Annotated in this window: 27 protein-coding genes; 9 read left to right on the plus strand and 18 right to left on the minus strand. The window is 71.4% G+C overall.

The features are described from left to right. Positions 1-9 precede the first annotated feature (9 nt). The 3 genes from DEJ33_RS13850 to DEJ33_RS13860 all read left to right on the plus strand — a co-directional run bounded on the left by DEJ33_RS13850 (position 10) and on the right by DEJ33_RS13860 (position 2317). Entirely contained in the window at positions 10-882 is an 873-nt protein-coding gene (locus DEJ33_RS13850) for a CoA ester lyase (RefSeq protein ID WP_111195285.1), read from the plus strand. A 9-nt stretch (positions 883-891) separates the two neighbouring features. Further along, positions 892-1371 carry a DUF6264 family protein gene (locus DEJ33_RS13855; RefSeq protein ID WP_111195286.1) on the plus strand — a complete coding sequence of 160 codons (480 nt, stop codon included), beginning with the start codon at positions 892-894 and terminating at the stop codon, positions 1369-1371. Positions 1372-1435: 64 nt separating this feature from the next. Continuing rightward, on the plus strand, positions 1436-2317 hold the full coding sequence (locus DEJ33_RS13860; RefSeq protein WP_111195287.1) for an aldo/keto reductase: 882 nt from the start codon (positions 1436-1438) through the stop codon (positions 2315-2317). An 83-nt stretch (positions 2318-2400) separates the two neighbouring features. On the opposite strand, the gene DEJ33_RS13865 is transcribed toward DEJ33_RS13860, so the two are convergent. Then, positions 2401-2916 carry a hypothetical protein gene (locus DEJ33_RS13865; protein ID WP_111195288.1) on the minus strand — a complete coding sequence of 172 codons (516 nt, stop codon included), beginning with the start codon at positions 2914-2916 and terminating at the stop codon, positions 2401-2403. Positions 2917-3041: 125 nt separating this feature from the next. Between DEJ33_RS13865 and DEJ33_RS13870 the strand changes: the two genes are divergently transcribed. Next, entirely contained in the window at positions 3042-4019 is a 978-nt protein-coding gene (locus DEJ33_RS13870; protein ID WP_111195289.1) for an NAD(P)H-quinone oxidoreductase, read from the plus strand. A gap of 42 nt (positions 4020-4061) precedes the next feature. Here the strand turns inward: DEJ33_RS13870 and DEJ33_RS13875 are convergent, their stop codons facing one another. The 8 genes from DEJ33_RS13875 to DEJ33_RS13910 all read right to left on the minus strand — a co-directional run bounded on the left by DEJ33_RS13875 (position 4062) and on the right by DEJ33_RS13910 (position 11647). Then, complete coding sequence (locus DEJ33_RS13875) at positions 4062-4808, minus strand: amino acid ABC transporter ATP-binding protein (RefSeq protein WP_111078003.1); 747 nt, start codon at positions 4806-4808, stop codon at positions 4062-4064. Continuing rightward, positions 4805-5683 carry an amino acid ABC transporter permease gene (locus DEJ33_RS13880; protein WP_111078005.1) on the minus strand — a complete coding sequence of 293 codons (879 nt, stop codon included), beginning with the start codon at positions 5681-5683 and terminating at the stop codon, positions 4805-4807. Before DEJ33_RS13880 ends, DEJ33_RS13875 begins: the two co-directional genes overlap by 4 nt. 7 nt (positions 5684-5690) lie before the next feature. Continuing rightward, on the minus strand, positions 5691-6512 hold the full coding sequence (locus DEJ33_RS13885; protein WP_111195290.1) for an ABC transporter substrate-binding protein: 822 nt from the start codon (positions 6510-6512) through the stop codon (positions 5691-5693). A gap of 106 nt (positions 6513-6618) precedes the next feature. After that, positions 6619-6810 (minus strand): hypothetical protein, encoded by a 192-nt coding sequence (locus DEJ33_RS13890; protein ID WP_111195291.1) that lies wholly within the window; start codon positions 6808-6810, stop codon positions 6619-6621. A gap of 238 nt (positions 6811-7048) precedes the next feature. Further along, positions 7049-7546 carry a cupin domain-containing protein gene (locus DEJ33_RS13895; RefSeq protein ID WP_258366206.1) on the minus strand — a complete coding sequence of 166 codons (498 nt, stop codon included), beginning with the start codon at positions 7544-7546 and terminating at the stop codon, positions 7049-7051. After that, a complete protein-coding gene (locus DEJ33_RS13900; protein ID WP_111195331.1) occupies positions 7543-8856 on the minus strand; it encodes an amidohydrolase family protein in 1314 nt (437 codons plus the stop codon). Before DEJ33_RS13900 ends, DEJ33_RS13895 begins: the two co-directional genes overlap by 4 nt. 74 nt (positions 8857-8930) lie before the next feature. Then, positions 8931-10661, minus strand: coding sequence for an adenosylhomocysteinase (locus DEJ33_RS13905; protein WP_111195292.1), 1731 nt, complete (start codon positions 10659-10661; stop codon positions 8931-8933). Between the two features lie 29 nt (positions 10662-10690). Next, on the minus strand, positions 10691-11647 hold the full coding sequence (locus DEJ33_RS13910; RefSeq protein WP_258378174.1) for a PrsW family intramembrane metalloprotease: 957 nt from the start codon (positions 11645-11647) through the stop codon (positions 10691-10693). 75 nt (positions 11648-11722) lie between these two features. Between DEJ33_RS13910 and DEJ33_RS13915 the strand changes: the two genes are divergently transcribed. The 3 genes from DEJ33_RS13915 to DEJ33_RS13925 all read left to right on the plus strand — a co-directional run bounded on the left by DEJ33_RS13915 (position 11723) and on the right by DEJ33_RS13925 (position 13122). Then, a complete protein-coding gene (locus DEJ33_RS13915) occupies positions 11723-11986 on the plus strand; it encodes a glutaredoxin domain-containing protein (RefSeq protein ID WP_111195332.1) in 264 nt (87 codons plus the stop codon). 117 nt (positions 11987-12103) lie between these two features. Beyond that, positions 12104-12385, plus strand: coding sequence for a GlsB/YeaQ/YmgE family stress response membrane protein (locus DEJ33_RS13920; protein ID WP_111195294.1), 282 nt, complete (start codon positions 12104-12106; stop codon positions 12383-12385). 329 nt (positions 12386-12714) lie between these two features. Beyond that, positions 12715-13122, plus strand: a complete 408-nt coding sequence (locus DEJ33_RS13925) for a hypothetical protein (protein ID WP_111195295.1) — start codon at positions 12715-12717, stop codon at positions 13120-13122. An 81-nt stretch (positions 13123-13203) separates the two neighbouring features. On the opposite strand, the gene nadE is transcribed toward DEJ33_RS13925, so the two are convergent. After that, positions 13204-14031, minus strand: a complete 828-nt coding sequence (gene nadE, locus DEJ33_RS13930) for an ammonia-dependent NAD(+) synthetase (RefSeq protein WP_111195296.1) — start codon at positions 14029-14031, stop codon at positions 13204-13206. 105 nt (positions 14032-14136) lie between these two features. Between nadE and DEJ33_RS13935 the strand changes: the two genes are divergently transcribed. After that, a complete protein-coding gene (locus tag DEJ33_RS13935) occupies positions 14137-15081 on the plus strand; it encodes a DMT family transporter (protein ID WP_111195297.1) in 945 nt (314 codons plus the stop codon). Positions 15082-15139: 58 nt separating this feature from the next. On the opposite strand, the gene DEJ33_RS13940 is transcribed toward DEJ33_RS13935, so the two are convergent. The 6 genes from DEJ33_RS13940 to ykgO form a co-directional block, all read right to left on the minus strand. Beyond that, entirely contained in the window at positions 15140-15523 is a 384-nt protein-coding gene (locus DEJ33_RS13940) for a VOC family protein (RefSeq protein WP_111195298.1), read from the minus strand. Positions 15524-15684: 161 nt separating this feature from the next. Next, positions 15685-16419, minus strand: coding sequence for an ABC transporter ATP-binding protein (locus tag DEJ33_RS13945; protein ID WP_220034487.1), 735 nt, complete (start codon positions 16417-16419; stop codon positions 15685-15687). An 89-nt stretch (positions 16420-16508) separates the two neighbouring features. After that, positions 16509-17528, minus strand: a complete 1020-nt coding sequence (locus DEJ33_RS13950; protein ID WP_220034488.1) for an iron ABC transporter permease — start codon at positions 17526-17528, stop codon at positions 16509-16511. Beyond that, positions 17525-18301, minus strand: a complete 777-nt coding sequence (locus DEJ33_RS13955) for a trans-aconitate 2-methyltransferase (protein WP_111078023.1) — start codon at positions 18299-18301, stop codon at positions 17525-17527. The genes DEJ33_RS13950 and DEJ33_RS13955 overlap by 4 nt, the downstream gene beginning before the upstream one ends. Beyond that, on the minus strand, positions 18298-19302 hold the full coding sequence (locus DEJ33_RS13960; protein WP_111195300.1) for an ABC transporter substrate-binding protein: 1005 nt from the start codon (positions 19300-19302) through the stop codon (positions 18298-18300). The genes DEJ33_RS13955 and DEJ33_RS13960 overlap by 4 nt, the downstream gene beginning before the upstream one ends. Positions 19303-19364: 62 nt before the next feature. Continuing rightward, the gene (gene ykgO, locus DEJ33_RS13965; protein WP_110905085.1) at positions 19365-19487 is read right to left on the minus strand and encodes a type B 50S ribosomal protein L36; all 123 of its coding nucleotides are present in this window, start codon (positions 19485-19487) and stop codon (positions 19365-19367) included. A 41-nt stretch (positions 19488-19528) separates the two neighbouring features. On the opposite strand from ykgO, the gene DEJ33_RS13970 reads away from it, so the two are divergent. Continuing rightward, positions 19529-20608, plus strand: coding sequence for a GTP-binding protein (locus DEJ33_RS13970; RefSeq protein WP_181437314.1), 1080 nt, complete (start codon positions 19529-19531; stop codon positions 20606-20608). A gap of 742 nt (positions 20609-21350) precedes the next feature. On the opposite strand, the gene DEJ33_RS13975 is transcribed toward DEJ33_RS13970, so the two are convergent. After that, positions 21351-21842, minus strand: coding sequence for a hypothetical protein (locus DEJ33_RS13975; protein WP_111195302.1), 492 nt, complete (start codon positions 21840-21842; stop codon positions 21351-21353). Positions 21843-22146: 304 nt separating this feature from the next. Further along, entirely contained in the window at positions 22147-22440 is a 294-nt protein-coding gene (locus DEJ33_RS13980; RefSeq protein ID WP_111195303.1) for a GNAT family N-acetyltransferase, read from the minus strand. Positions 22441-22465: the final 25 nt, after the last annotated feature.

Consider the following 22465-nt stretch of genomic DNA (forward strand, 5'->3'; position numbering starts at 1 on the left):
CAACGGTGCATGGCCACCGACGACCGACCCGCTCCGTCCACCCCTGCCGTCTCCCGGCGTCGATCGGTCCCCGCCGAGATCTCGCGCTCGTGGCTGCTCGTCGCCGGCACCGCCGAGGACCGGTTCGACGGTGCCACCCGCTCCCGCGCCGACCAGGTGATCCTGGACATCGAGGACGCCGTGGACCCTGCGGCGAAGCCCGCTGCCCGCGCCACGGTCGCCGCGTGGCTGGCGGGCTCCGGTGAGGCCTGGGTGCGCGTGAACGACGTCACGACCGACTTCTGGGAGGACGACCTCGAGGCGCTCCGCGGTCTGCCAGGCCTGCAGGGTGTGATGCTCGCGAAGACCGAGGGCCCTGCCCAGGTCACCGACACCTGGCACCGCCTCGGCGGCCACACGCCGGTGATCGCCCTGGTCGAGTCCGCCGTCGGCATCGAGGAGGCGACGAGCATCGCCAAGGCACAGGGTGCGTTCCGCCTGGCGTTCGGCAGCGGCGACTACCGCCGCGACACCGGCACGAGCGCGGACACCCTGGCGATGGCGTACCCCCGCTCGCGCCTGGTCGTGGCCTCCCGCGTCGGTGACCTGCCCGGTCCGATCGACGGCCCCACGGTCGGCTCCTCGCACCCGATCCTCCGCGAGCAGTCGCAGGTCGCGGTGTCGCTCGGCCTGACCGGCAAGCTCTGCCTGGACACCGAGCAGCTGCCCGTCATCAACGAGGTCATCTCACCGACGCCGACCGACGTCGCGTGGGCGCAGGACTTCCTCGACGACTTCGAGGCCCGTGGGCGGGTGATCCGTGACGGATCCGACCTGCCGCGCCTGGGTCGCGCGCAGAAGATCCAGCGCCTCGCCCAGGCGTTCGGGGTGGAGCCCCGGTAGGACGGACACATGACCTGGTCGAACGTCCCCGGAACCGGACCGCAGCGGCACTCTGAGGCAGAGCGTGTGGCGTGGGAGCAGGGTGCCACGTCACTGTTCCCGCCGGGCAGGATCGCCGACCGCGTGTCCACCGTCCTCCTGCTGGCCGCCGGTGCGGTCCTCACCGTGGTCGCGGCCGTCGCCGGCGTCATCGCGGTCGCGTCCGCGGCGACGTCCTGCGGCTCGTCCGGGGTCTCCTGTGCGCCCGGCGGGTTCATCGGCGGTGCCGTCCTGGCCGTCGGCGGGGCCTTCGTCGTCGGCGTGGTCACCCTGGTGTTCGCGGTCCGGGCCTGGATCCGTCGTCGCACGTCCTGGTGGATCGCCGGCATCGGGTTCGTCCTCACGGTCGCCGTCGTCACCTGGGGCACGGTGCTGTTCGCACAGGCCCTCGACCAGCAGGGCTCCGGCCGTGACGGGGGCGTCGGGACGGCTGAACTGCGGACCTCCTGACCTCCTGACCTCGAGCCGTGAGCCCGCTGGACGCCGGATTCGCCCGCCGGCGCATGCTGGGCGGATGAAGCAACGAGTCATCGGAGACACGTCCGTCAGCGCCATCGGACTCGGCGGCATGCCGATGTCCATCGAGGGGCGGCCGGACGAACGGCGCTCCGTCGCCACCATCCACGCCGCCCTCGAGGCCGGCGTCACCCTCATCGACACCGCGGACGCCTACCACCTGGCCGCCCACGACGAGGTCGGGCACAACGAGGAGCTCATCGCGAAGGCCGTCCGGGAGTACTCGGGCGACACCTCCGCGGTCCTCATCGCGACCAAGGGCGGGCACCTCCGCCCCGAGGCGGGCGCCTGGGCCCAGAACGGCGACCCGGCGTACCTCAAGGAGGCGGCGAAGGCCTCCGCCAAGCGTCTCGGCGTCGACGCGATCGGCCTCTACCAGTTCCACCGCCCGGACCCCGCCGTGCCGTACGCGGACTCGGTCGGGGCGCTCGCCGAGTTGCTCGACGAGGGCGTCATCCGCATGGCGGGCATCTCGAACGCCACCGTCAACCAGATCCGGGAGGCGAACGAGGTCCTCGGCGGTCGACTCGCCTCGGTCCAGAACCGGTTCTCCCCCGTGTTCCGCTCGAGCGAGCCGGAACTCGAGCTCTGCGACGAGCTCGGCATCGCGTTCCTGCCGTGGAGCCCCCTCGGCGGCATCGGCGGCGCGGCGGACCTCGGCACGACGGCGGAGGAGTTCGCCGTCCTCGCCCGCGAGCGCGACGTCACCCCGCAGGTGATCGCCCTGGCGTGGGAGTTGGCGAAGAGTGACGTCGTCGTCCCGATCCCGGGAGCGTCGCGTCCGCAGTCGATCCTCGACTCCGTCACGGCGGCCACCGTCAAGCTGGGGCCGGAGGACGTCGCCCGTCTCGACGCGTCGCGACCGGACCAGGCGGCGTAGTCGGCCGGTCCACCGGACGCACCACGGGCCTCCAGGCTGCTCGGCCTGGAGGCCCGTGGTGCGTCACCGACGTGCGTCGCGACTCAGGACGCGCAGGTCGAGTCGAAGTCGGTACCGGCGGTCTGGACCGCGGTCGCGGAGTCCTGGAACGCCGACAGGTCGGCGGACTTCGGGTCCTTCGTGATCGCCTCGAGGCGGGTCACCATGTCGCCGTAGGCGCTCTGGAACGCCTCGGCCTTGCCCTTCACCTCGGTGTTCGTCACCGCGTCGACACCGTCGTCGATGCTCGAGTCGAGCTCCTTGAGCTTCGCGACCGCGGCCGCGGGGTCGGACTGCAGCTTCGCGGCCTGGGACTGCAGCCCCTCGGCGGCAGACCGGACCTTGCTCTCGAAGGCCTGGCACGCGTCCGCCTTCGACTGACCACCCGAGGCTTCGGCGGCCTTCGTCGGGGCGCTCGACGACCCGCCCGAGCTCGCACCGGTCGTCGCCCCCTGCGACGACGAACCCGTCCCCGTCGTGCTGCCGCCACCGGAACAGCCGGTGAGCAGGGCCGCGGCGAGTGCGGCGGTCGCGAGGACGGTGAGGTGCTTCGTGGACATGGGATCCCCCTGGGTTCGCGACGTGTCCCTGATCGGACACGTTCGCGACCGACAGTACCGACGGCTCCCTCCGGGCGGCCGGTCGCGCGACGGGTGCCGGGCGGGCGGGCGCGTACGGTCGAAGGATGCGTGCGATCACCATCACCCAGCCCGGCGACGTCGACGTCCTGACCCTCGGCGAACTGCCCGACCCGGTCCCGGGTGACGGCGAGGTCCTCGTGGAGGTCGCCGCCGCCGGCGTCAACAACGCCGACCTGCAGCAGCGACAGGGGAACTACCCGCCGCCGCCCGGAGCCTCGGACGTGCTCGGGCTCGAGGTGTCCGGCACCGTCCGTGCCCTCGGCGTGGGCGTCACCGACTGGGCGGTCGGCGACCGGGTCTGCGCGCTCCTCAGCGGCGGTGGGTACGCCTCGCTCGCCGTCGTCCCGCAGGCGCAACTGCTGCCGGTGCCCGACGACCTGGACCTGGTGTCCGCGGCCGGGCTGCCCGAGGCGGCCTGCACCGTCTACTCGAACATCGGGATGCTCGCCGGACTCCGACCCGGCCAGACACTGCTCGTGCACGGCGGGACCGGCGGCATGGGGTCGCACGCGGTGCTCTGGGCGAAGGCCCTCGGCGCCCGCGTGATCGCGACCTCCGGCGGTGAGCGGAAGGTCCGGGCCTCCCGGGAGCTCGGCGCGGACCTGGTGATCGACCACCGGGAGGAGGACTTCGTCGAACGGGCGCTGGCCTTCACGGACGGTGTCGGCGTGGACGTCGTCCTCGATGTCGTCGGCCCGTCCTACCTGCACCGGAACCTCGAGGTCCTCGCGCCGAACGGCCACCTGGCGATCATCGCCGCGGGTGCCGGAGCAGACGCGACGCTGCCGATCGGGCAGCTGATGCGAAAGCGCGCGACCGTCAGCGGCACGACGCTCCGGGCACGTCCCGCTGCCGAGAAGGCGGCGATCGTCGCCGCCGTCCGTCGGGACGTGTGGCCGTTCGTGGCGGACGGTCGGGTGCGACCGGTCGTCGACGCGGTGCTGCCGATCGCCGACGCGGCGGAGGCGCACCGCCGGCTGGCGTCCGGCGACGTCATCGGCAAGCTGCTGCTCGCGCTGTAGCGGGGCGGCGGCGGTTCCGGGGAGGTCGGCGAGGTTGCCCCGCTACGCCCGGACGCGCGCCAGGAACGTGCGGAGCGCCGGGTGCTGCGGGTCGTCGAGGACCGCCGCGGGAGCGCCCTGCTCGACGACCTCGCCACGGTGCAGGAACACGATCCGGTCGGCGACGTCCCGGGCGAAGTGCATCTCGTGCGTCGTCATGAGGATCGTCGAGCCCTGCTGTTTGAGTTCGGTGACGAGGTCGAGCACCTCGCCCACGAGCTGCGGGTCGAGCGCACTCGTGACCTCGTCGAGCAGGAGCAGCTCCGGGTCCGACGCGATGGCGCGGACGATCGCCACGCGCTGCTGCTGGCCGCCGGACAACCGGTCGGGGAACGCACCGGCGAAGTCACCGAGTCCGATCCGGTCGAGCAGGCGGCGCGCGTTCGCCTCGGCCTCCGGACGGGAGGCCCGGTGCACCTTCCGCGAGGCCAGGGTCACGTTGTCGAGGACGCTCATGTGCGGGAACAGGTTGAACTGCTGGAAGACGACGCCGATCCGGGCACGTGTGGCGTCCACGTCGACGCGGGGGTCGGAGACGTCCTCGCCCTGCAGCAGCACCTGGCCGTCGTCGATCCCCTCAAGCAGGTTCACGGTCTTCAGCAGCGTCGACTTGCCCGAGCCTGATGCCCCGATGACGCAGATGACCTCGTGGCGGTGCACGGCCAGGTCGATGCCGCGCAGGACCTCCTGGTCGCCGAAGGACTTGCGGAGGCCCCGCAGTTCGAGGACGGGAGCGGTCTCGTCGGTCACACCGCGCCTCCGATCTGTTCGCGCTGCTGCTGCTTCCGGGCGATCGCGTCGGTGACCCGGATGAGCGGCAGGCTGATGAGGACGAAGAGCAGGCCGGCGACCAGGTAGGGCGTGAAGTTCGTCTGCTCCGCCTGGGCGATCTGCGCGCTGCGGACCGCGTCCACGGCACCGAGGATCGAGACGAGCCCGACGTCCTTCTGCATCGATACGAAGTCGTTCATCAGCGCGGGCGTGACCTTGCGGATCGCCTGCGGCAGCACGACCAACCGCAGCGTCTGGGCGTGGGACAGGCCGAGCGACCGGGCGGCCAGGCGCTGGGACGGGTGCACCGCCTCCATGCCGGCACGGAGCACCTCGGCGACGTACGACGAGTAGGTCAGCACGATCGCGATCGTGCCCCAGAACTCCGGCGCCAGGCGCGGGAAGACCCCGAGCCCGGGCAGGCCGAAGCCGACCAGGTAGAGCACGATGATGAGCGGCAGTCCGCGGAACAGGTCCGTGTAGCCGGTGGCGAGCATCCGCAGCGGGAAGAACACCGGGTTCCGCAGACCACGGACGACCGCGAGCAGGGTGCCGAGGACGGCGACGCCGATGCTCGCGAAGAACAGGATCCGGACGTTCAGCCAGAGCCCGAGCAGGACGTCCGGCAGGGTCTCCCACGCCACCTGCGGGTCGAAGAAGGACTGCTGCACCGCCGCCCACCCGGGGGTGTTGACGACGCCGAACCAGACCAGCGCGACGACGACCAGCGTCGAGACGACGGAGACGGTGACCGATCGGCGACCACGCTGCCGACGGTAGAGCTGCCGTTCGCGCTCGACCTGGCTCGGCGCCGGCGAGACCAGCGGCGTGCCGGCGCCCGCGGGGGACGTCATGCCCGCGTCACTTCAGGACCGGGGTGTTCGTCTCGGAGGACAGCCACTTGGTCTGCAGGTCCTGCAGCGTGCCGGCGTCGTCGAGCGAGTCGAGCGCCTCGTCGACCTTGCTGGTGAGCTTCGAGCCCTTCGGCAGCACGATGCCGAACTGGTCGCCCTCGCCGTCGGCGGGGAACTGCGCCGACACGGTGCCGCCGTCGACCTGCGAGGCCGAGATGAAGAAGGCCGTCGGCAGGTCGGTGACGATGGCGTCGATCTGACCGGACTTGAGCGCCAGGACGGCGTCGTCGTTGGAGTTGAAGACCTGCGGCGTCACGCCGAGGACGTCCTTGACGCTCTGGATGCTCGTCGACCCGGCGGCCACGCCGATGGTGTCCTTCTTCAGGGCGGCGACGGTGGTGTCCCCGGCGGCGGCGGACGACTTCTTCGTCACGACCGCCTGCGTGGTCGTGTAGTACGCGGAGGACATGTCGACGGCCTTCTTGCGCTTTGCGTCGATCGAGAACTGCTGCAGGTTGAGGTCCCAGTCCTTCGCACCCGGTGCGATGGCGCTGTCGAAGGTGCTGCGCTTCCAGACCACGTCGCCCTTGCTGTAGCCCATCTCCTTCGCGACGGCGTACGCCAGGGCGGCCTCGAAGCCCTTGCCGGACTGCGGCTCGTCGTCCTCGACCCAGGGCGAGTACGCGGGCTGGCCGGTGGCGATCGTGAGCTTGCCGTCGGTGACGGTGCCGGCAGCGTTGTCACCACCGCCGGACGAGCAGCCGGCGAGGGCGGTCGCGGCGACGAGGGCCGTGGCGAGGGCGATGGTCAGGCGGAGGGGTCGGGTCACGGTCTGGCCTTCGTCAGAGGGGAACAGGGCAGGAACCGAGTGTACTGGCCGTGGGATACCAACGGCCGCTCGACGCGGTTCCTGCCCCGAACGTGACGCTCCGGCCTCAGCGGCGCCGCCGCGCGTTGATGGCAGCACCCGTGGAGATGTTGGCCAGGAACAGCGCCACACCGGCGGACACCCCGGTCACCCAGCCACCGGATGTCGTCGGCACGTTCATGGCGAACACACTACAAGCCACCAACGACGCACTGACCGGGATCGCGACCGGCAGCCGGAGCAGGAACGGGATGGACACGCGGTGTCCACGACGCTCAGACACAGCGGGGTGCCCGTGACCCGTCGAACGGGTGGACAAGCAGCGACTTGCTCCCACATCGGGCCCCGTTGGTCGCGACCGCGGAGGTCACCCCGGTGGCCAGGATCACCGTCGCTCGTCGGGATCGCATCATGGTCAGGTCCTTCCGTCAGAGCCGGCTCAACCACCGGCCCGACGAACGTAGAACTCAAGACCTCCGCATGGCAAGCATGATGTATCAGTCGGCGAGGGTGAAGTCGTCGAACGAGAACCCGGGTGACACCAGGCAGCTGAGGAGCACCTCGCCCTCGTGCGGGATCGTCCGCTGCCAGACACCGCCGCGGACGAACGCCTGTGCGTCGTTCACCCGGTCGCGCCCGGCATCCGGCCCGAGGGTGATCCGTGCGCCCGGCTCCGGCTGGTCCCCCGACCCGCCGAGTTCGAGCTCGACCGAGTCCGGCCCGTGCCACATCCAGATCTCGTCGCTCGTGACCCGGTGCCAGGCAGAGGCCTCGCCCGGGGGCAGGAGGAAGTGGATGAGCGTCGCCGCGGGTCGCTCCCCCGCCGCGGTCTGCACGTTTGCGGGCGAGGTCCACGTCCGGACGTACCAGCCGCCCTCGGGGTGCGGCTCCATGCCGAGCGCTCGCGCCCGCTGCGGGACGTCGAGCCACTCGATGAGCTCCCCCGAGACGGTGCGGCGGGCGACCATGCCGGGGCGGGGTGCGGTGTCGGTCATCGGGACTCCTTGCTGGGGGTGGTGGAGGGGCCCGGTGCGACCCGGGCAGAGTCGGCTGTCCGGACGACCCCGCGGATGACGGTCGCGACGGCACGACCGGCACCGTCCTCGACGAGTTCGGCGAGCGCGTCGGGCACCGTGCGCGAGTCGACGTCGAACACGGCCAGGTCGGCACGGGCACCGACGGCCAGGTGCCCGATCCGGTCCGGTCCCACCGCCAGACCCATCGCGTGCGCCCCGCCGAGCGTCGCCGCCGCGAGCAGTCGCTCGTGCAGGTCCCGCCCGGAGTACCCTTGGGCGCGGGCGATGCGGTGCAGGGCGGTGACGTCGGCCATCGGGTCGAGGGATGGCGACGACGACAGGGAGTCAGTACCGACGGCGATCGGGCTGCCCTCCCGCAGGTAGTCCGCGACGGGCGGCGGATCGAGCCCGATGACGGCGTTCGACCGTGGGCAGAGCGCGACCGCGGTGCCGCGGGCCCGGAGCAGCGCCCGGTCGACCGCGGTCATGTAGACGCCGTGCGCGATGTGGCAGTCGGGGCCGAGCACGCCGAGCCGGTCGACGAACGAGGTCGCACTCGCCCCGAACCCGAGTGCCCGCATCGCCCGGAAGGACGGCACGTTCGCCAGGTGCCAGTCCGCGCCGTGGCTGACCCCGACGACGCCCTCGAACCCGGGGACCGGCTCGACGGCGGCGCGCTCCCCCTCGAACGCTGCTTCACCGAGGTGCAGGTGCAGACGGAGTCCCCGCTGCCGGACGATGTCGGGCAGTTCCAGGAGCGGCGCCACGTCGAGCGAGTAGGGCGCGTGCGGGGACAGCCCGGCGCCGGGGGTGGTCGGCATGCGTGCGAGTTCGCCGAGCACCTGGTCGCGGCCGTGCTGCTGCCAGGCCGCGTTCTCCCAGTCCATCACCTCCCAGTAGGCGATGCCGCCGAGGCCGGCGTCCTGGAGGGCGCTCGCCGCTTCGAGGTCGGTGACGACGTCGGCGATGCTCGTCACACCGGCGGCGATGGACTGCACGGCACCGGCCGCGGCTTCGGCCCGCCAGTCGTGCGGCTCGGCGTAGACGGTGTTGAACGCGGACGCCCAGTCCTCGAACCCGTCGTACTGGCCTCGCCCGACACTGGCCATGCCGGTGTACTGCAGGTGCGAGTGCGCGTTGACGAGTCCGGGCAGCAGGGCCCCACGCCACCGCCGCTCGGTGAACGGGGTGCCGTCGAGCTGGTCCACCACCCAGGAGCGTTCGCCGACGTGCAGGATCCGGCCGTCACGGACCGCCACGGCCCCGTCGGCGATCGGCGGTGCGGTCATCGGCACGACGATCCGCGCCGAGTGCACGGTCGTCGTCGAGCCGGCCACGACCGGCGGGCCCACCCGCTGGTCGGTCACGCCGGGTCCCCGAACCGTCGGGTCCGGACGTCCGACGGGGCACGGTCCACGGGCTGCGCCGCGAGCCAGGTCGTGCCGACCGGGCTGCCGGGAGGCTCGACCACCGTCCCGAACACGTCGAGCGCCGCGCGGGCGGTCACCGCGTCCACCTCGGGGTCGATCGGCACGACGGCCCGCTCGAGTTCGTCCCCGCGTTCGACGAGCATCCGCACGGCACCGAGCTGCGCCGCGAAGGACAGGTCCATGATCTCGATCGGGTTGCCCTCGGCAGCGGTGATGTTGATGCAGCCTCCGCCGTCGAGCAGCAGCACGTGCGGGCCGTCCGGCACGCTGACCCGCTCGACCTTCCGCGCGATCTGCGTCCGCACGGCTCCCGCGGCGACGGCGTCGTCGAGCGCGACCTCCTGGTCCACCCCGCCGGCGACCGCGACGACCGTCCCGGGAGCGCACGCTCGCAACACGGCGAGGCTGATCGTGTCCGGCACCCCGGAGGCGCTCATCACCAGGTCGGCGTCGCGCACGGCCTCGGTGAGCGGGGCCACGGCGTACCCGGCGAACAGGGCCTGCAACGCCCGGACCGGGTCGGGGTCCGCGACGGTGACCCGGAACCCGAGTGCGCGGAGCACCAGGGCGACCCCCTCGCCGACGTGACCGTACCCGGCGACGACGGCTGAGCCTCTCCCCACCGGCACGGCCGGCCGCACCGTCGTGTCGAGGTCGTCGAGCAGGTCGAGCGCGGCGAACACCGTCGACTGCCCGGTGCCGTACCGGTTGTCGAAGAACGTCTTGGTGCGGGCGTCGTTCACGGCGACGACCGGGATCCCGAGTTGGCCGCGCGACGCCATGAGGCGCAGCGGGCGGAGGCCGCTCGTGGTCTCCTCGGCGGCCCCGAGCATCGTCGGCAGCAGGTCCGGTCGTTCCTGGTGCACCAGCCGGATGACGTGCGACCCGTCGTCGACGAGCACGTGCGGGCGGGTGTCGAGCATCGCGAGCGCCAGATCCCGCTGTTCCGACACGGACGCCGTGCTGCTCGCGTGCACCGGGATGCCCGTGCGGCGGAGGACGTCCGCGACGGCGTCGTCGGTCTCGTCCGCGTGGGCGTAGGCGACGACCTCCGCGCCGGCGTCCTGCAGGAGCAGGGCGAGCACCGCGGTCTTCGGCTCGAGGAACAGACTGACACCGATGCGGGTGCCGCGGAGCAGGCCGCCCTGCCGGAGGTCGTCGGCGACCGCGCGCGAGACGGGCATGGAGCGGCGGGCCCATCGGATGCGGGCCTCGGCGGCGGGGTCGTCCTCGGGGTCCCGGCCGGTGGAGACGAGGAACACGTCGTCCGAGGTCGTCGGCACGCCGAGCACGCCGGGTCGGGCGAGCGCGGTCGGGCCGAAGGCGTCCTCGTCGACGGCGGGTACGTGGCGGCCGACGTCGATGACGAGCAGCGTCGAGCCGCGCGGCCGGTCAGCGGTGGCCTGCTCGACGGCCGTGACCGACTCTTCCGGGGTGCCGAGGCACCAGAGCTGGTCCACGCCCGTCGCGTCGTCGGCAGGACGGGCACCGAGCCCCGTCAGCAGGTCGTGCAGGACGGCCGCGTCCCGCGGGTCACCGCCGACGATGCGGAAGCGCCGGGCCGCGAGGAGCATGTTCGTCACCCGGGCGGTGTGCCTGACGGCAGCGGAGGCCCAGGCCAGCACGGCCGGGTCGGCGCGGGCTGTCGGGTCGGCACGCGGCATACGCCCATCGTAGGGCGCAGCGGGCACCCTCAGCGGAGCGGGTGTGGCGGCGGCGACCCGGCCCAGGCGCCGAGCTCCGCGTGCTGCCGGGCGTCGAGGCGCCGGGCCTGCCGCCGGTAGTGCAGCAGCACGCCGACGAGCACGCCGACGCCGATGACGGACACGACGGCGAGCCCGGCGATGTACAGCGTCGTCACGACGCCGGCGAGCGAGGACGGTACGTACCCGTTCTGCGCCGCCGAGAACGGCGTCCCGGTGAACACGAACGCCAGCAGGGTCGAGATCGTCGAGTTCGAGTCCCACAGCCCGTGCAGCAACGACACGACCACGTACGCGACGAGCACCGACCACGCCCATCGGAACCTCGGCCGCCCGTGCGCCACCCCGAACAGGACGGCCCCGAGGATCGCGGTCCAGAGGACGTGGCCGACCGGGGACAGCACGGCGCGGGCGACCTCGGTCTGCAGCAGGGACGACAGGTCGATGCCGCGGGTGGTGATCGCGGCGTTGAAGGCGTAGCCGGCGGACTCGAACGCCGAGAACCCGGCCCCGACGGTCGCACCGAGGAGCGCCCCCTGCCGAGCGGTCTTCGGGCGGACCCGCCACCCGACGACGACGAGCAGCACGCCCTTGACCAGTTCCTCGACGAAGCCGACGAGCAGGTACAGCCCGGCACCCGGTCGCAGGTCGGACTCCAGCAGCGACGCCCCGAGTACCCCGAGGACCCCGCCGACGAAGAACGCGGTGATCAACTGCATGGTGCTGACCGTGCCGGTGACCCGTTCGATGACGAACAGCACCACCGTGAACGGCACCAGGAAGCTGCCGATCAGGATGATCGTCGGCACCAGGTTCGTGTTCTGGGTGGCGATGGTGACGATGATCGTCACCACCCAGAGCAGGAACCCGCCGAGCAGGGTCTTCCACCACCAGCCGTGCCGGTGGTGCGGGTGTGCGCCGACGTGCACATCGGTCTCGAGCGTCATGGGCCCCATCGTGCTCTCGCACACACGGGGCCGGTCACCGGGAATACGGAAGGCGCGGTGGACGTAGTGACCGACATGACTGACGAGACGTTCGACAAGGTGACCATGTTCGGCGCGGACTGGTGCCGCGACTGCCGTCGTTCGAAGGCGCTGCTCGACCGCCTGGGCGTGGACTACGAGTACGTCGACGTCGAGGCCGACCTCTCGGCGGCCGACCGTGCCGAGGCGATCAGCGGCCGCAAGAACATCCCCGTCGTGGTGCTGCCGAACGGCAAGCACTTCGTCGAGCCGTCGGACGTGGAGTTGCAGGGCGAACTCGAGGCATCCGGCGCACTCTGACCAGGCCGACGGCTTCCCTGGGAGGCCACTGAGCCGAGCCCGTGTTGACTCAGGCCTCGGCCCTGAGCTCGGCGAACTGTCGCAGCCTCGGACCGGCCGCAGAACAAGGAGAACAACATGGGTGTACTCGGCACCATCATCGGCCTCATCGTCGTCGGCCTCATCGCCGGCGCCATCGCACGGCTGGTCATCCCGGGTCGGCAGCACATGTCGATCCTGATGACCATCATCCTCGGCATCGTCGGTTCGTTCGTCGGCGGTTTGCTCGGCTTCCTGATCTTCCGCCATGACCTCGCGGACGGCTTCTTCCAGCCGTCCGGCCTCATCGGGTCGATCATCGGCGCGATCATCGTGGTGTTCATCTACACGCGCGTCGCGGGTCGCGGCAACCGCCGCTGACCAGCGGTACGCGCCGGCGCTGACGCGCTGACCACACGACGGGAGGCCCGGTACCAGCTGGTACCGGGCCTCCCGTTCGTCGTGTGCCAAACTTCCGTCGTCGACGCGGACTCCCGGCGCCTCGACGGCAGCCGGCCCGGAGACAGCGGCCAGCCGGGATGCCCCGGCCACCCGGGAGGCACCGGCCGACGGTGCAACGCGGGTCAACGGACGCGTTCGCCTCGGCAGCGACCTCGGCCGCCCCGATCACCGCTCGCGGCGGCGTCAGTACCGACCCGCTCCGCCCGATGTCCGGAACGCGCGCAGGCGTGGCGCGTACGGTCCAGTCCATGACTGACGAGAACGACACCCGTCGCCCGGAGCAGGACGCAGCTCGACTCGGTCTCGTCGTGGTCGGCGAGGCCGCGGCCCTGCAGTCCGGCGACGAGACCACACTGGAAGCGAGCGAGGAGAACATCCGCGACGCCGTCGACGAACTGGTCGACGTGCCGCTCACCCCGCGTCAAGAAGAGGTCGTCGAACGACTGGCGCAGGCCGGAGGCACCCTCACCGCTGGCCTCAGCGGCGCGCTCGCGGCACAGACCGGGCACCCGGTCGAGCACGTCCTCGAGGGCGCGGCGCGCAGCATCCTCTGGCAGGAACGCCTCGCCGAGCGCCAGGACGCGGGACACCAGGACGCCGGCCGCCAGGACGCCGGACACCCGGATCTCGACGGTGAAGGACACGAGCCCGCCTGACCGGCCAAACGGCCAGACGGCGAGACGGACGGGAGGCTCCCCACCGGATCGGTGGGGAGCCTCCCATCCGTCACCTGACGGTCACGTCGTCGCGTGCCACCACTCGTCGAACGGGGTCGCCGGCACCTGACGCTTGTGCTCCGTGGCGCGGTAACGGGCCTCGATCGCCTCGGCGACCTCGACGGGGACGTCGTGGCCCTGCAGGTAGGCGTCGAGCTCGGCGTAGGTGAGACCGAGGTTCGCCTCGTCCGTCTGGCCCGGCAGGTCGTCGAGCAGGTCGGCGGTCGGGGCCTTCTCGTACAGGCGGGCCGGTGCGCCGAGGTGCTCGAGCAGCTGTCGACCCTGGCTCTTCGTCAGCCCGGTCAGCGGGGTGAGGTCGACCCCGCCGTCGCCGTACTTCGTGAAGAAGCCGGTGACGGCCTCGGCGGCGTGGTCGGTGCCGACGACCAGGTAGCCGCGCTGCCCGGCAACGGCGTACTGCGCGACCATCCGCATCCGCGCCTTCACGTTGCCCTTGACGAAGTCGCTCAGGGCGACGCCGGCGTCCGCGGTGTCCTGGACGACCCCGTCGACGCCGTGCTCGATGTTGACGACGATGCCCGGGTCGGCGGCGATGAACTGCAGCGCGAGCTGGGCGTCGTCCTCGTCGGCCTGCACGCGGTACGGCATCCGGACGGTGGTGAACTCGGCAGCGTGTCCCTCGGCCCGGAGCGACTCGATGGCGAGCTGCGTCAGACGTCCGGCCAGGGTGGAGTCCTGCCCGCCACTGACGGCGAGGACGTAGCCCTTCGCGCCGGTGGTCAGCAGGTAGTCGCGCAGGAAGCCCACGCGCCGGGTGACCTCCTGCTCGGGGTCGATGGTCGGCTGGACGTTGAGGTCCGCGGCGATGGCGGCTTGGAGTTCTCGCACTCCCCCAGTATCCGCCTGCACCACCGTCGTCCGCACGGGTTCTCGGCACCTGCTCGTGAACGGCATCCAGACCACTACGGTGACCGTGACGACGGAGGTGCGACTGTGACGGACGGACGCCGCACCGGCCTGCTCGCGATCACGGTCACGTCGCTGCTCTGGGGCACCACCGGGACCGCGGCGACCTTCGCCCCGGACGTCGGCCCGCTGGCGATCGGGGCCGCGGCACTCGGGGTCGGCGGCCTGCTGCAGGCCGTGGTCGGTGCCCGGGCGCTGCGTGGCGCGCGCACGCAGCTCCGGCACCGCCGCGCCCTCGTCGTCGTCGGTGCCCTCGCGGTCGCCGTCTACCCGCTCGCGTTCTACAGCTCGATGCACACGGCCGGGGTGGCTGTCGGGTCGGTCGTGTCGCTCGCGTCCGCGCCCCTGGCCTCCGGGGTGCTGGAACGCGTCGTCGACCGACGCCCGCTCAGCCGGTGGTGGGTCCTCGCCGCCCTGCTCGGCGTCCTGGGCAGCGTACTGCTCTGCCTCTCCGGACTCGACGACGCCGCGCGCCCGGCCGGGGCGACGGTCCTCGGGGTCCTGCTCGGGCTCGTGGCCGGTGCCGCGTACGCCGTGTACTCCTGGGTCGCACACCGCCTGATGGACGAGGGCGTCCCGCGGGCAGGGGCGATGGGCGCGGTGTTCGGCGGTGGCGGGCTGCTCCTCATGCCGGTCCTCGCCGTCACCGGGGCGCCGCTGCTGGCGACTCCGCAGGACCTCGCCGTCGGGGTGTACATGGCCCTCGTGCCGATGTTCCTCGGCTACCTGTTGTTCGGCTACGGCCTGACGACGGTCTCCGCGAGCACGGCGACGACGGTCACGCTCACCGAACCGGCCGTGGCTGCGGTGCTCGCCGTCCTGGTGGTCGGCGAACGGCTGACCACGGTCGGCTGGGTCGGGCTCGGGGTCATCGCGGTCGTGCTCGTCGTGCTGGCGGTCGCCCCGACGAACGAGTCGGGCGACGCCGGGCGGCCGGTCGACCCGGGGTGGCCGCCGGTCGGTCGGCCCTGACGTGACGGCCCTGGTCTCGCTCGGCGCGACCCGGCTGCCCGAGTCTCGCCCCGTGCGATCAGTGCTGCACGGAGAAGACGTTGCCGGCCGGGTCCGTGAACCAGGCGATGTCCGGCCCCATGTCGCGGGATCGCCCGCGGAGGACCTGGCGGTCGTCCGCCCACTGTCCGCCGTCGGTCGGCCGGACCCCGAGCGCCGCCAGGTCGTCGAGCGCCGTGTCGATGTCGTCCACCATGAAGTTGAGCACGGTGAAGGTCGCCGGGGTGTGGTCGGGCTTGCCGTACAGCAGCACCGGGACGTCCGAGCCCGGCAACAGGAGCTGCATCATCTGGCCGGGGACGAGGACGCGGACGTCCACGCCGAGGACTCCCGCGTAGAAGGCCACGGCAGCGTCGACGTCGTCGACGCTGAAGCCGCTGTAGGCGCTGATGGGTCGGAACACGGGGGCCTCCTCGTTCGGTGCAGCAAGTGTGCACCGACGACGGTCCGACCGCACCCGTCGCGCTTCCGCAGCCGAGGCGTGCGACTGCTCGATGGCACGGAACGCCGAGCACGACCGGGACAGCGGACAGCCCGAGGAACGGCCGACTCGGCGGAGCACGGTCAGCGCGCCCCTCCGGACGCGGTGCCGAGGAGATCGACCCGGAGGCCCTCCGGGGTTTCGCGCGTTCGGCCGCGTACCCGGAACACGCGCTCCAGCAGGACCGGGGTGATCACGGTCCGCGGGGCCCCTGCCGCCGCGACACGACCCTCCGACAGGACCACCACGTGGTCGCAGTAGCGCGCGGCCATGTCCAGGTCGTGGAGCACGACCACGACGGTGCGCGATCCGTCCTGCAGCAGGTCCAGGAGCTCGAACTGGTGGTGCACGTCCAGGTGGTTGAGGGGTTCGTCGAGGACGAGCACCTCGGGTTCCTGCGCGAACGCCCGTGCGATCTGGACCCGCTGTCGTTCGCCGCCCGACAGTCCGTTCCACCGTCGCTGCTCGGTCCCCGCCATGCCCACCGCCACCAGTGCCTCCCGGCAGATCCGGTCGGAACCCTCGTCGGGACCGCCGAGGCGTGAGCGGTACGGCAGCCGACCGAGGCGCACCACGTCGAGGACCCGGTGGTCGATCTCGGTGTGTCCCTGCTGTTCGACGAAGGCGAGACGGCGGGCCACCGACCGGCGCGGGAAGGCGTGCAGGTCCTCGCCGTCGAGCAGGACGGCTCCGCTGTCCGGCGGCGTGACCCCGGCCAGGCACCGGGCGAGCGTCGACTTGCCCGATCCGTTCGGGCCCACGATCCCGGTGATCGACCCGCTCGGCGCGACCAGGTCGACCTCCGCCAGGAGTGTCATGCCGTGAACGGATCGTCCCACTCGTCGCGCCGCGAGCACCCCGGGTTCGGAACCGGCCGCGTGCTGGCCGGGCTCGGACCCAACCGCGGTCATGCGCGCTGCCCTCGGCGGAGGACCACCAGGAACGTCGGCACGCCGATGAGCGCCGTGACGACACCGACCGGGATCTGGTGCGGTGCGAACGCGAGTCGCCCGGCCAGGTCCGCGACGACGAGGAACACTCCGCCAGCGAGGGCCGACACCGGCAGCAGGAGGCGGTGTCCGGGTCCGACGAGCATGCGGGCGGCGTGCGGGACCACGAGTCCGACGAAACCGATCGCCCCGACAGCGGCGACGACCGCGGCGGTCGTCGCCGCAGCGCCGACGAGCACGACGACCCGCAGGAGCCGGACGTCGATGCCGAGGGCCACGGCGGCGTCGTGCCCGAAGACGAACGCGTCCAGCGCCGGTGCGACGGCGACGAACACGGCGGTCGCGACCGCGACCACCACGGCGCAGACCACCACCGAGGACCACCGCGCGGCCGCGAGGGACCCGAGCAGCCAGTACGTGATGCCCCGCGTCGCGTCCGCGTCGCCCCAGGCCGTGACGACGAGGGAGGTCACGGCGGCGAACAACTGCCCGACGACGACCCCGGTCAACACGACCCGGCTGGTGCTCGCGGTGTCCCGTCCCATCAACGCGAACACCAGCGCGAACGAGACGAGCCCACCGACCAGCGCGCCGCCGGCCAGGGTGACGGATCCCGCGCCGAGACCGAGCACCAGGACGAGGACCGCCCCCGTCGACGCACCGGACGAGATCCCGAGCAGGTAGGGCTCCGCGAGCACGTTGCGGGTCACGGCCTGCAACACGCAGCCGCAGACCGCGAGTCCTGCACCGGCCGAGGCCGCGAGCAGGACCCTCGGTAGTCGCAGTTGCCACACCACGGAGTCCGCGAGCCGGGGCAGCGGGGTGACCGGCAGACCGAGGTGCGTGCCGATCGACCGCACCGTGTCCACCCAGGTGATCGAGCCTCCGGCCAGCGCCACACCGGCGACGACGACCACGACGAGCGCGGCCATGAGCACCGGCACGACGACGGCACCGCGGAGCGCGGTCCCGCTCACCGTCGGGCGAGCACGACGAAGTCGTCGAGGTACTGCCAGATCGGACCGACCTCGGTGAAGCCGGCGACCTCGAGTGCCGCGACGTGGAAGCCCAGGCTGAGTTCGGGGTTCGGCGGTCGGTGCTCGAACCGGCGCTCCCGCTCGGCGGCGAGCCGGCCGTACCGCTCGACCGCGGTGACCTCCGCGAACCACTGGTCCCAGTCGAGCGCGCCCGACGCCCGGTCGGCCTGCTGGGTGCGCTCATCGTCGAGTGCGCTGAGCTCGGCGAACAGTGTGCGGCCGTCGAGGTGACGGAGGTGGTCGGCGTTGAGCACCACACCACCGGGCGGCACGATGGACCCGAGGTCGTTGTAGACGCGGCTGAGGACGTCCGACGGCAACCAGTGCAGGGCAGTGGAGCTGAGGACAGCGTCGGGGATCGCGCCGTCCAGGCCCGCCGTCCAGTCGCGGTCCCAGAGGTCGGCGTCGACGAAACGCACCGGCTGCCCGGCGAGCGCCGTCCGCCCGAGTTCCAGGAGCACCGGGTCGTGGTCGAGCGCGATGCAGGTGATGTCCGGCCGCCGGGCGACGACCCGCTGGCTGATCGAGCCGGGTCCACTCGCCAGGTCGAGGACGATGCCACCCTGCGGCACGACGTGGTCGACGACGTCGAGCATGATCGCGAAGCGTTGCTCACGGTTGGTGATGTAGGCAGCCTGCTGGGCGTCCCAGGCCGCGAGGAGGCCGAGCGCCCGCTCGGTCTCGGCAGGGGTGGTCGTGGTGGTCGTGGTCATCGTCGGTCCTCCGAGTACTCGGTCAGGGCGGTGGAGACGGTCTCCAGGGCGTCGATGCTCCGCACCGAGGGGTCGAGTTCCGTCGCCGGGACGGCGATCAGGTGGTCGTCGCGGACGGCGCTGAGGTCCTTCGTGACGGCGTCGGACCGGAGCTGGTCGATCTTGTCGTCGGCGCTGTCGCCGGGCAGGCCGCGGGACAGGTCGGCGACGACGATGACGTCCGGGTCGCGCTGCGCGATCTCGTCCCAGCTGGTCTCGCTCCACTGCGCATCCAGGTCGTCGAAGGCGTTGGTCGCGCCCGCCACACGGCCCATGGTGTCGGCGAGCCCGTTCGCACCGGCCACCACCGGCGCCCCGTTGACCGAGGAGTAGAGCCAGACGACGGACGGTGCCCCGGTGTCCGAGGCTGCTGCGGTGACCCGCTCGAGGGTGTCCCGCTGCTCGGCGACGAGGTCGCGGCCCCGCTGCTCGACGTCGAAGACCCGAGCGACGTCGGTGACCTCGTCGAGGATCGCGTCGAAGCCGACCTCGTCGGGGACGAGCGCCGGGTCCTCGCAGTCGTTGGCGGACAGGTAGGCCGGCACGCCGAGGTCGATGAGTTCCTGACGACTCCCGGCAGCGTCGGACGCGAACGCAGAGGCGCGCATCGAGTACACGAAGTCGGGGTTCGCCTCGCGGAGCTGCTCGGTGCTCGGGTACTGCTCGGCGAGCACCGGCACGTCGTCGTAGGCCGATCGCCACTCCGGGGCCACGGCGTCGGTGAGGTAGCTGGTCCCCACCATCCGGTCCTGCAGTCCGAGCGCCAGCATGACCTCGGTCGCGCCCTGCTCCAGGGTCACCGCCCGTTCGGGAGGCGCGGGGACGGTCAGCTGCATGCCGCAGCTCGTCAGCGTGGAACCGGCCGACGGGGTCGTGGACGACCGACCGGACGCGGAGGAGTTCGCACACCCGGCGAGGGCGAGCGCCGCGACGACCAGCGTTGTAGTGATAATGGTTCTCATGATCGTGACGCTAGAGGGAGAGGGATCGGTCCGCCAAATCGCCCCGAGCGCGACGGCCGGTCTCAGCCCTGGCGCCCCTTGCCACGCGGGTTCAGCTTGTTGATGACGAAGGTGCGACCGCGGCGGCGGACGACCTGCGCACCGGGCAGCTTCTTCAGGGACTTGAGTGAGTTCCGGACCTTCATGACGACTCCTTTTGATAATGGTTCTCACTAGAGTAGTCGGCATGGACCGTTCCACGGAAGCCCGAGACACCGCCCGCCCACCAGCCCCGGCCCTCCGGGTCGCCCTCGTCAGCGGACTGGACTCGACGGAACGCTCCCGGGTTTCCCGGATGATCGCGGGAGTGCCGGCCGAGGACGCCCCGACCAGCGACATCACGGACGAGACCGAGGACAGCGCGGAGTTCGCCCTCGTCCTCGCGGAGCATGTACTCGCAGCCGCTCATGCCGGCGCCACCGGCCGAACCGTCATCGAGCTCGATGCGGAGGCGGACGTGATGGAAGTGGGCTTCGTGCTCGAGACCGAACTCGAGGGCCGACGCAACGAGGGCCCGCCGGCAGAACTGCACGATCTGGTGACCGTGGCGCGGGTCCGGGACGTCCACCGCTGGTTGCTGTCGGCGGCGCCGGCCCCCGCCGTCGACTTCGTCACCGCCGAGTCCCTGGCATCACAACTCGAGTTCGCCACGGTCGTCGTGCTCGCCGACGCAGCGGACGTGTCCCCGGGGCAGCTCCGCAGCACCGTCGGCCTGGTGCAGCGCCTCAACCCGGACGCCGCAGTGGTCACGTCCGTCGCGACGGCGCGGCAGCCGACAGGATGGCCTGGAGGCCGGGGTTGCGCCCGCCGCCTCGGCCGGCGGATGGGGTGGACTCGAGCCCTCGCCGAGCCCGACCTCCCGGCAGCGTCCTGGAACGGGGTCGACGTCCTCGTGTTCCGGGACCCCCGACCGTTCCACCCGGACCGCCTGTTCGACTCGGTCCGGCATCGACTCGTCCCCGACCAGGTCGGCCGTATCGCCCGGTCGCGCGGGTTGGTCCAGCTCGCCACCCGCCCCGACCACCACGGCTCCTGGCGCAGCGCCGGCGACACGGTGTCCCTCGACCCCACGGGCATCGCGAGTTGGGATCCGGATGCGCCCATCGGCCAGGAGATGGTCTTCTTCGGCGAGCACCTCGACCGCGACGAGATCATCGCCGCCCTGCACGCGTGCCTGCTCACGGACGACGAACTCCTCGCCGGCCCGACGAGCTGGAGGCGGTACGGCGACCCGTTCCCGGCATGGCCACTGCACCACGACCACTGACGACCGCACCTGCAATTGTCGGTGCACATGACGGAACCGGTCGAGCGGTCAGCCTTCGTGTCAGCTTCTGAGCGAACTTGTCAGCGCTGATCAGCCGGCTCAAGCAGTTCAGGTGAGGAAAAAGGAGCAATCACAACTGTGAGTTGTTGACGAGCCGTGCAGCCACGGCCTTTGCCAGGCCCGCCGCATTGCTCGTTGCGGGTGGCGTCGAACACCGCTGCGAGGGGGCGGCTCCCGTCGCCAGCTCCACGATCCACCTCGGCATGGCCATCGTCGGGAGCCGCGGCCGGGCCAGAAACAGGTCCCGCTGGCACCAGAGCTCGCCGCGCAGTAGCAGACGAGGTCGCGCTGATGTCGCTGGGAAGCTCAGCGGGCAGACCCGAACGACCATCGCATTCCGTCATGGAACTGCCCGTCATGAAAAGGCGGAGCCAACGCCCCCTACCGGTCAGGAGTCAACCGAACCTGCAGCAGTCCCGCTCGACCTTCTCGGTTGCCAGGTCCTGGTGTCTCGATAGCCGATCGTCTATCGAGACGGATCAATGAGCGAAGTTTCGGCGGTTCCCACTGCGCCGCCGTGAGCGCCGCATCTCGGCTGGTGGTGACGCGTATCGCTTGCACGCGCTCAGGCATCTCCGCTGTCGTCCTGGGAATCGGCGCCGCCGAACTTGGCCTTGACGCTGCCAACAAGCCCTTGAACGGCCGATCATCTACCGGGCTTTTCCCCCCATCCGGGGCCGCTTCAGGGCGCAGAGGAGCTTCTGTTGATCTCCAGCGGCGCCTCGTCGTACCCTGGCGCCGCGCGCAGCACTGCTGGCGTCCAGGTCGTCGGATCCCACCCAGGGACGCTTGCGACAATCGACCCGGACAGCGCGGAGCAGAACATGCCCGCCTCATTCGACGTCCACTCGTCATGGTCCTCGTCGAGAAACGCGTGGTACACGTAGTGCTGCAACGCCTTCAGCACGGCGACCGCCGACCAATCGTCGCGGAGCGGAGAGGCGTGCTCGTAGGGGGCATGCGGGTCCTCCCACTCGTGAACATCGTTGAACGCGGCTTCGTTTTGCGCCACGAGCATCGCTCCGACCGAGGCAGCATCCGCTTCGGTCAGGATCCGGTCCGCTCGCGTCGAACCGTCGTCGAACCACCAGCGGAGGGGTCCTCCGAATCGAGGCTGCAGCCCCGCCCACGCCAGTACGCGAACGTGCTCGTGGTCGATCATCGAATTGCTCATGCTGCGTCGTCACTCCCCAGGCCGCCCACCATGGACCTGCTCTCCGGCAGATCATTCAGCACCAGCGTCAGGGGCACCACCCCGACTCCTGGGGTCAGTTTCATTCGGTGTTCACTGCCGGCGGCCGTCCCGATAGCGGATCCTCAGCGGGACGTCGGCATCACGCGTGTCGAAGCAGGTGGTGAGTCTCTGTGTCCTCAAAGCGGACGAAGCCGAGCCGCTCGTACAAGCGGCGGGCCGATGTGTTCATCTTGTGCACCTGCAGCAACGTCCCGCGGTGCGCCTTCGCAGCCTCTTCCAGAACCTATCTGAGACCGGCCGATCCGATGCCCTCGTTCTGATACTCAGGGCGCACCTCGATGAGTTCAAGCCAAAGGTCGTTTCCGCGGGCACCGAGATACAGGCCTCCGACTGGTTTCGCATCCTGCTCGATGACGTGCACGTCGTGGTCACCGACCAACGGAGCGAAGAAGCGCCCCTGTTGCTCTGGGTCCCAAGGGCCGTAGGCGGCTTCGACCAGTTCTTTGTGCGCGTCCTCGTGCAGTTGGAAGAGCCAATCGTGATCGGCTTCGGTGGCTGGTCGAACGGTGATCCCCATCAGACGAGAGTAGCGAAGCCTTCAG

The sequence above is a fragment of the Curtobacterium sp. MCPF17_047 genome (genome assembly GCF_003234045.1).
Lineage (GTDB): Bacteria > Actinomycetota > Actinomycetes > Actinomycetales > Microbacteriaceae > Curtobacterium.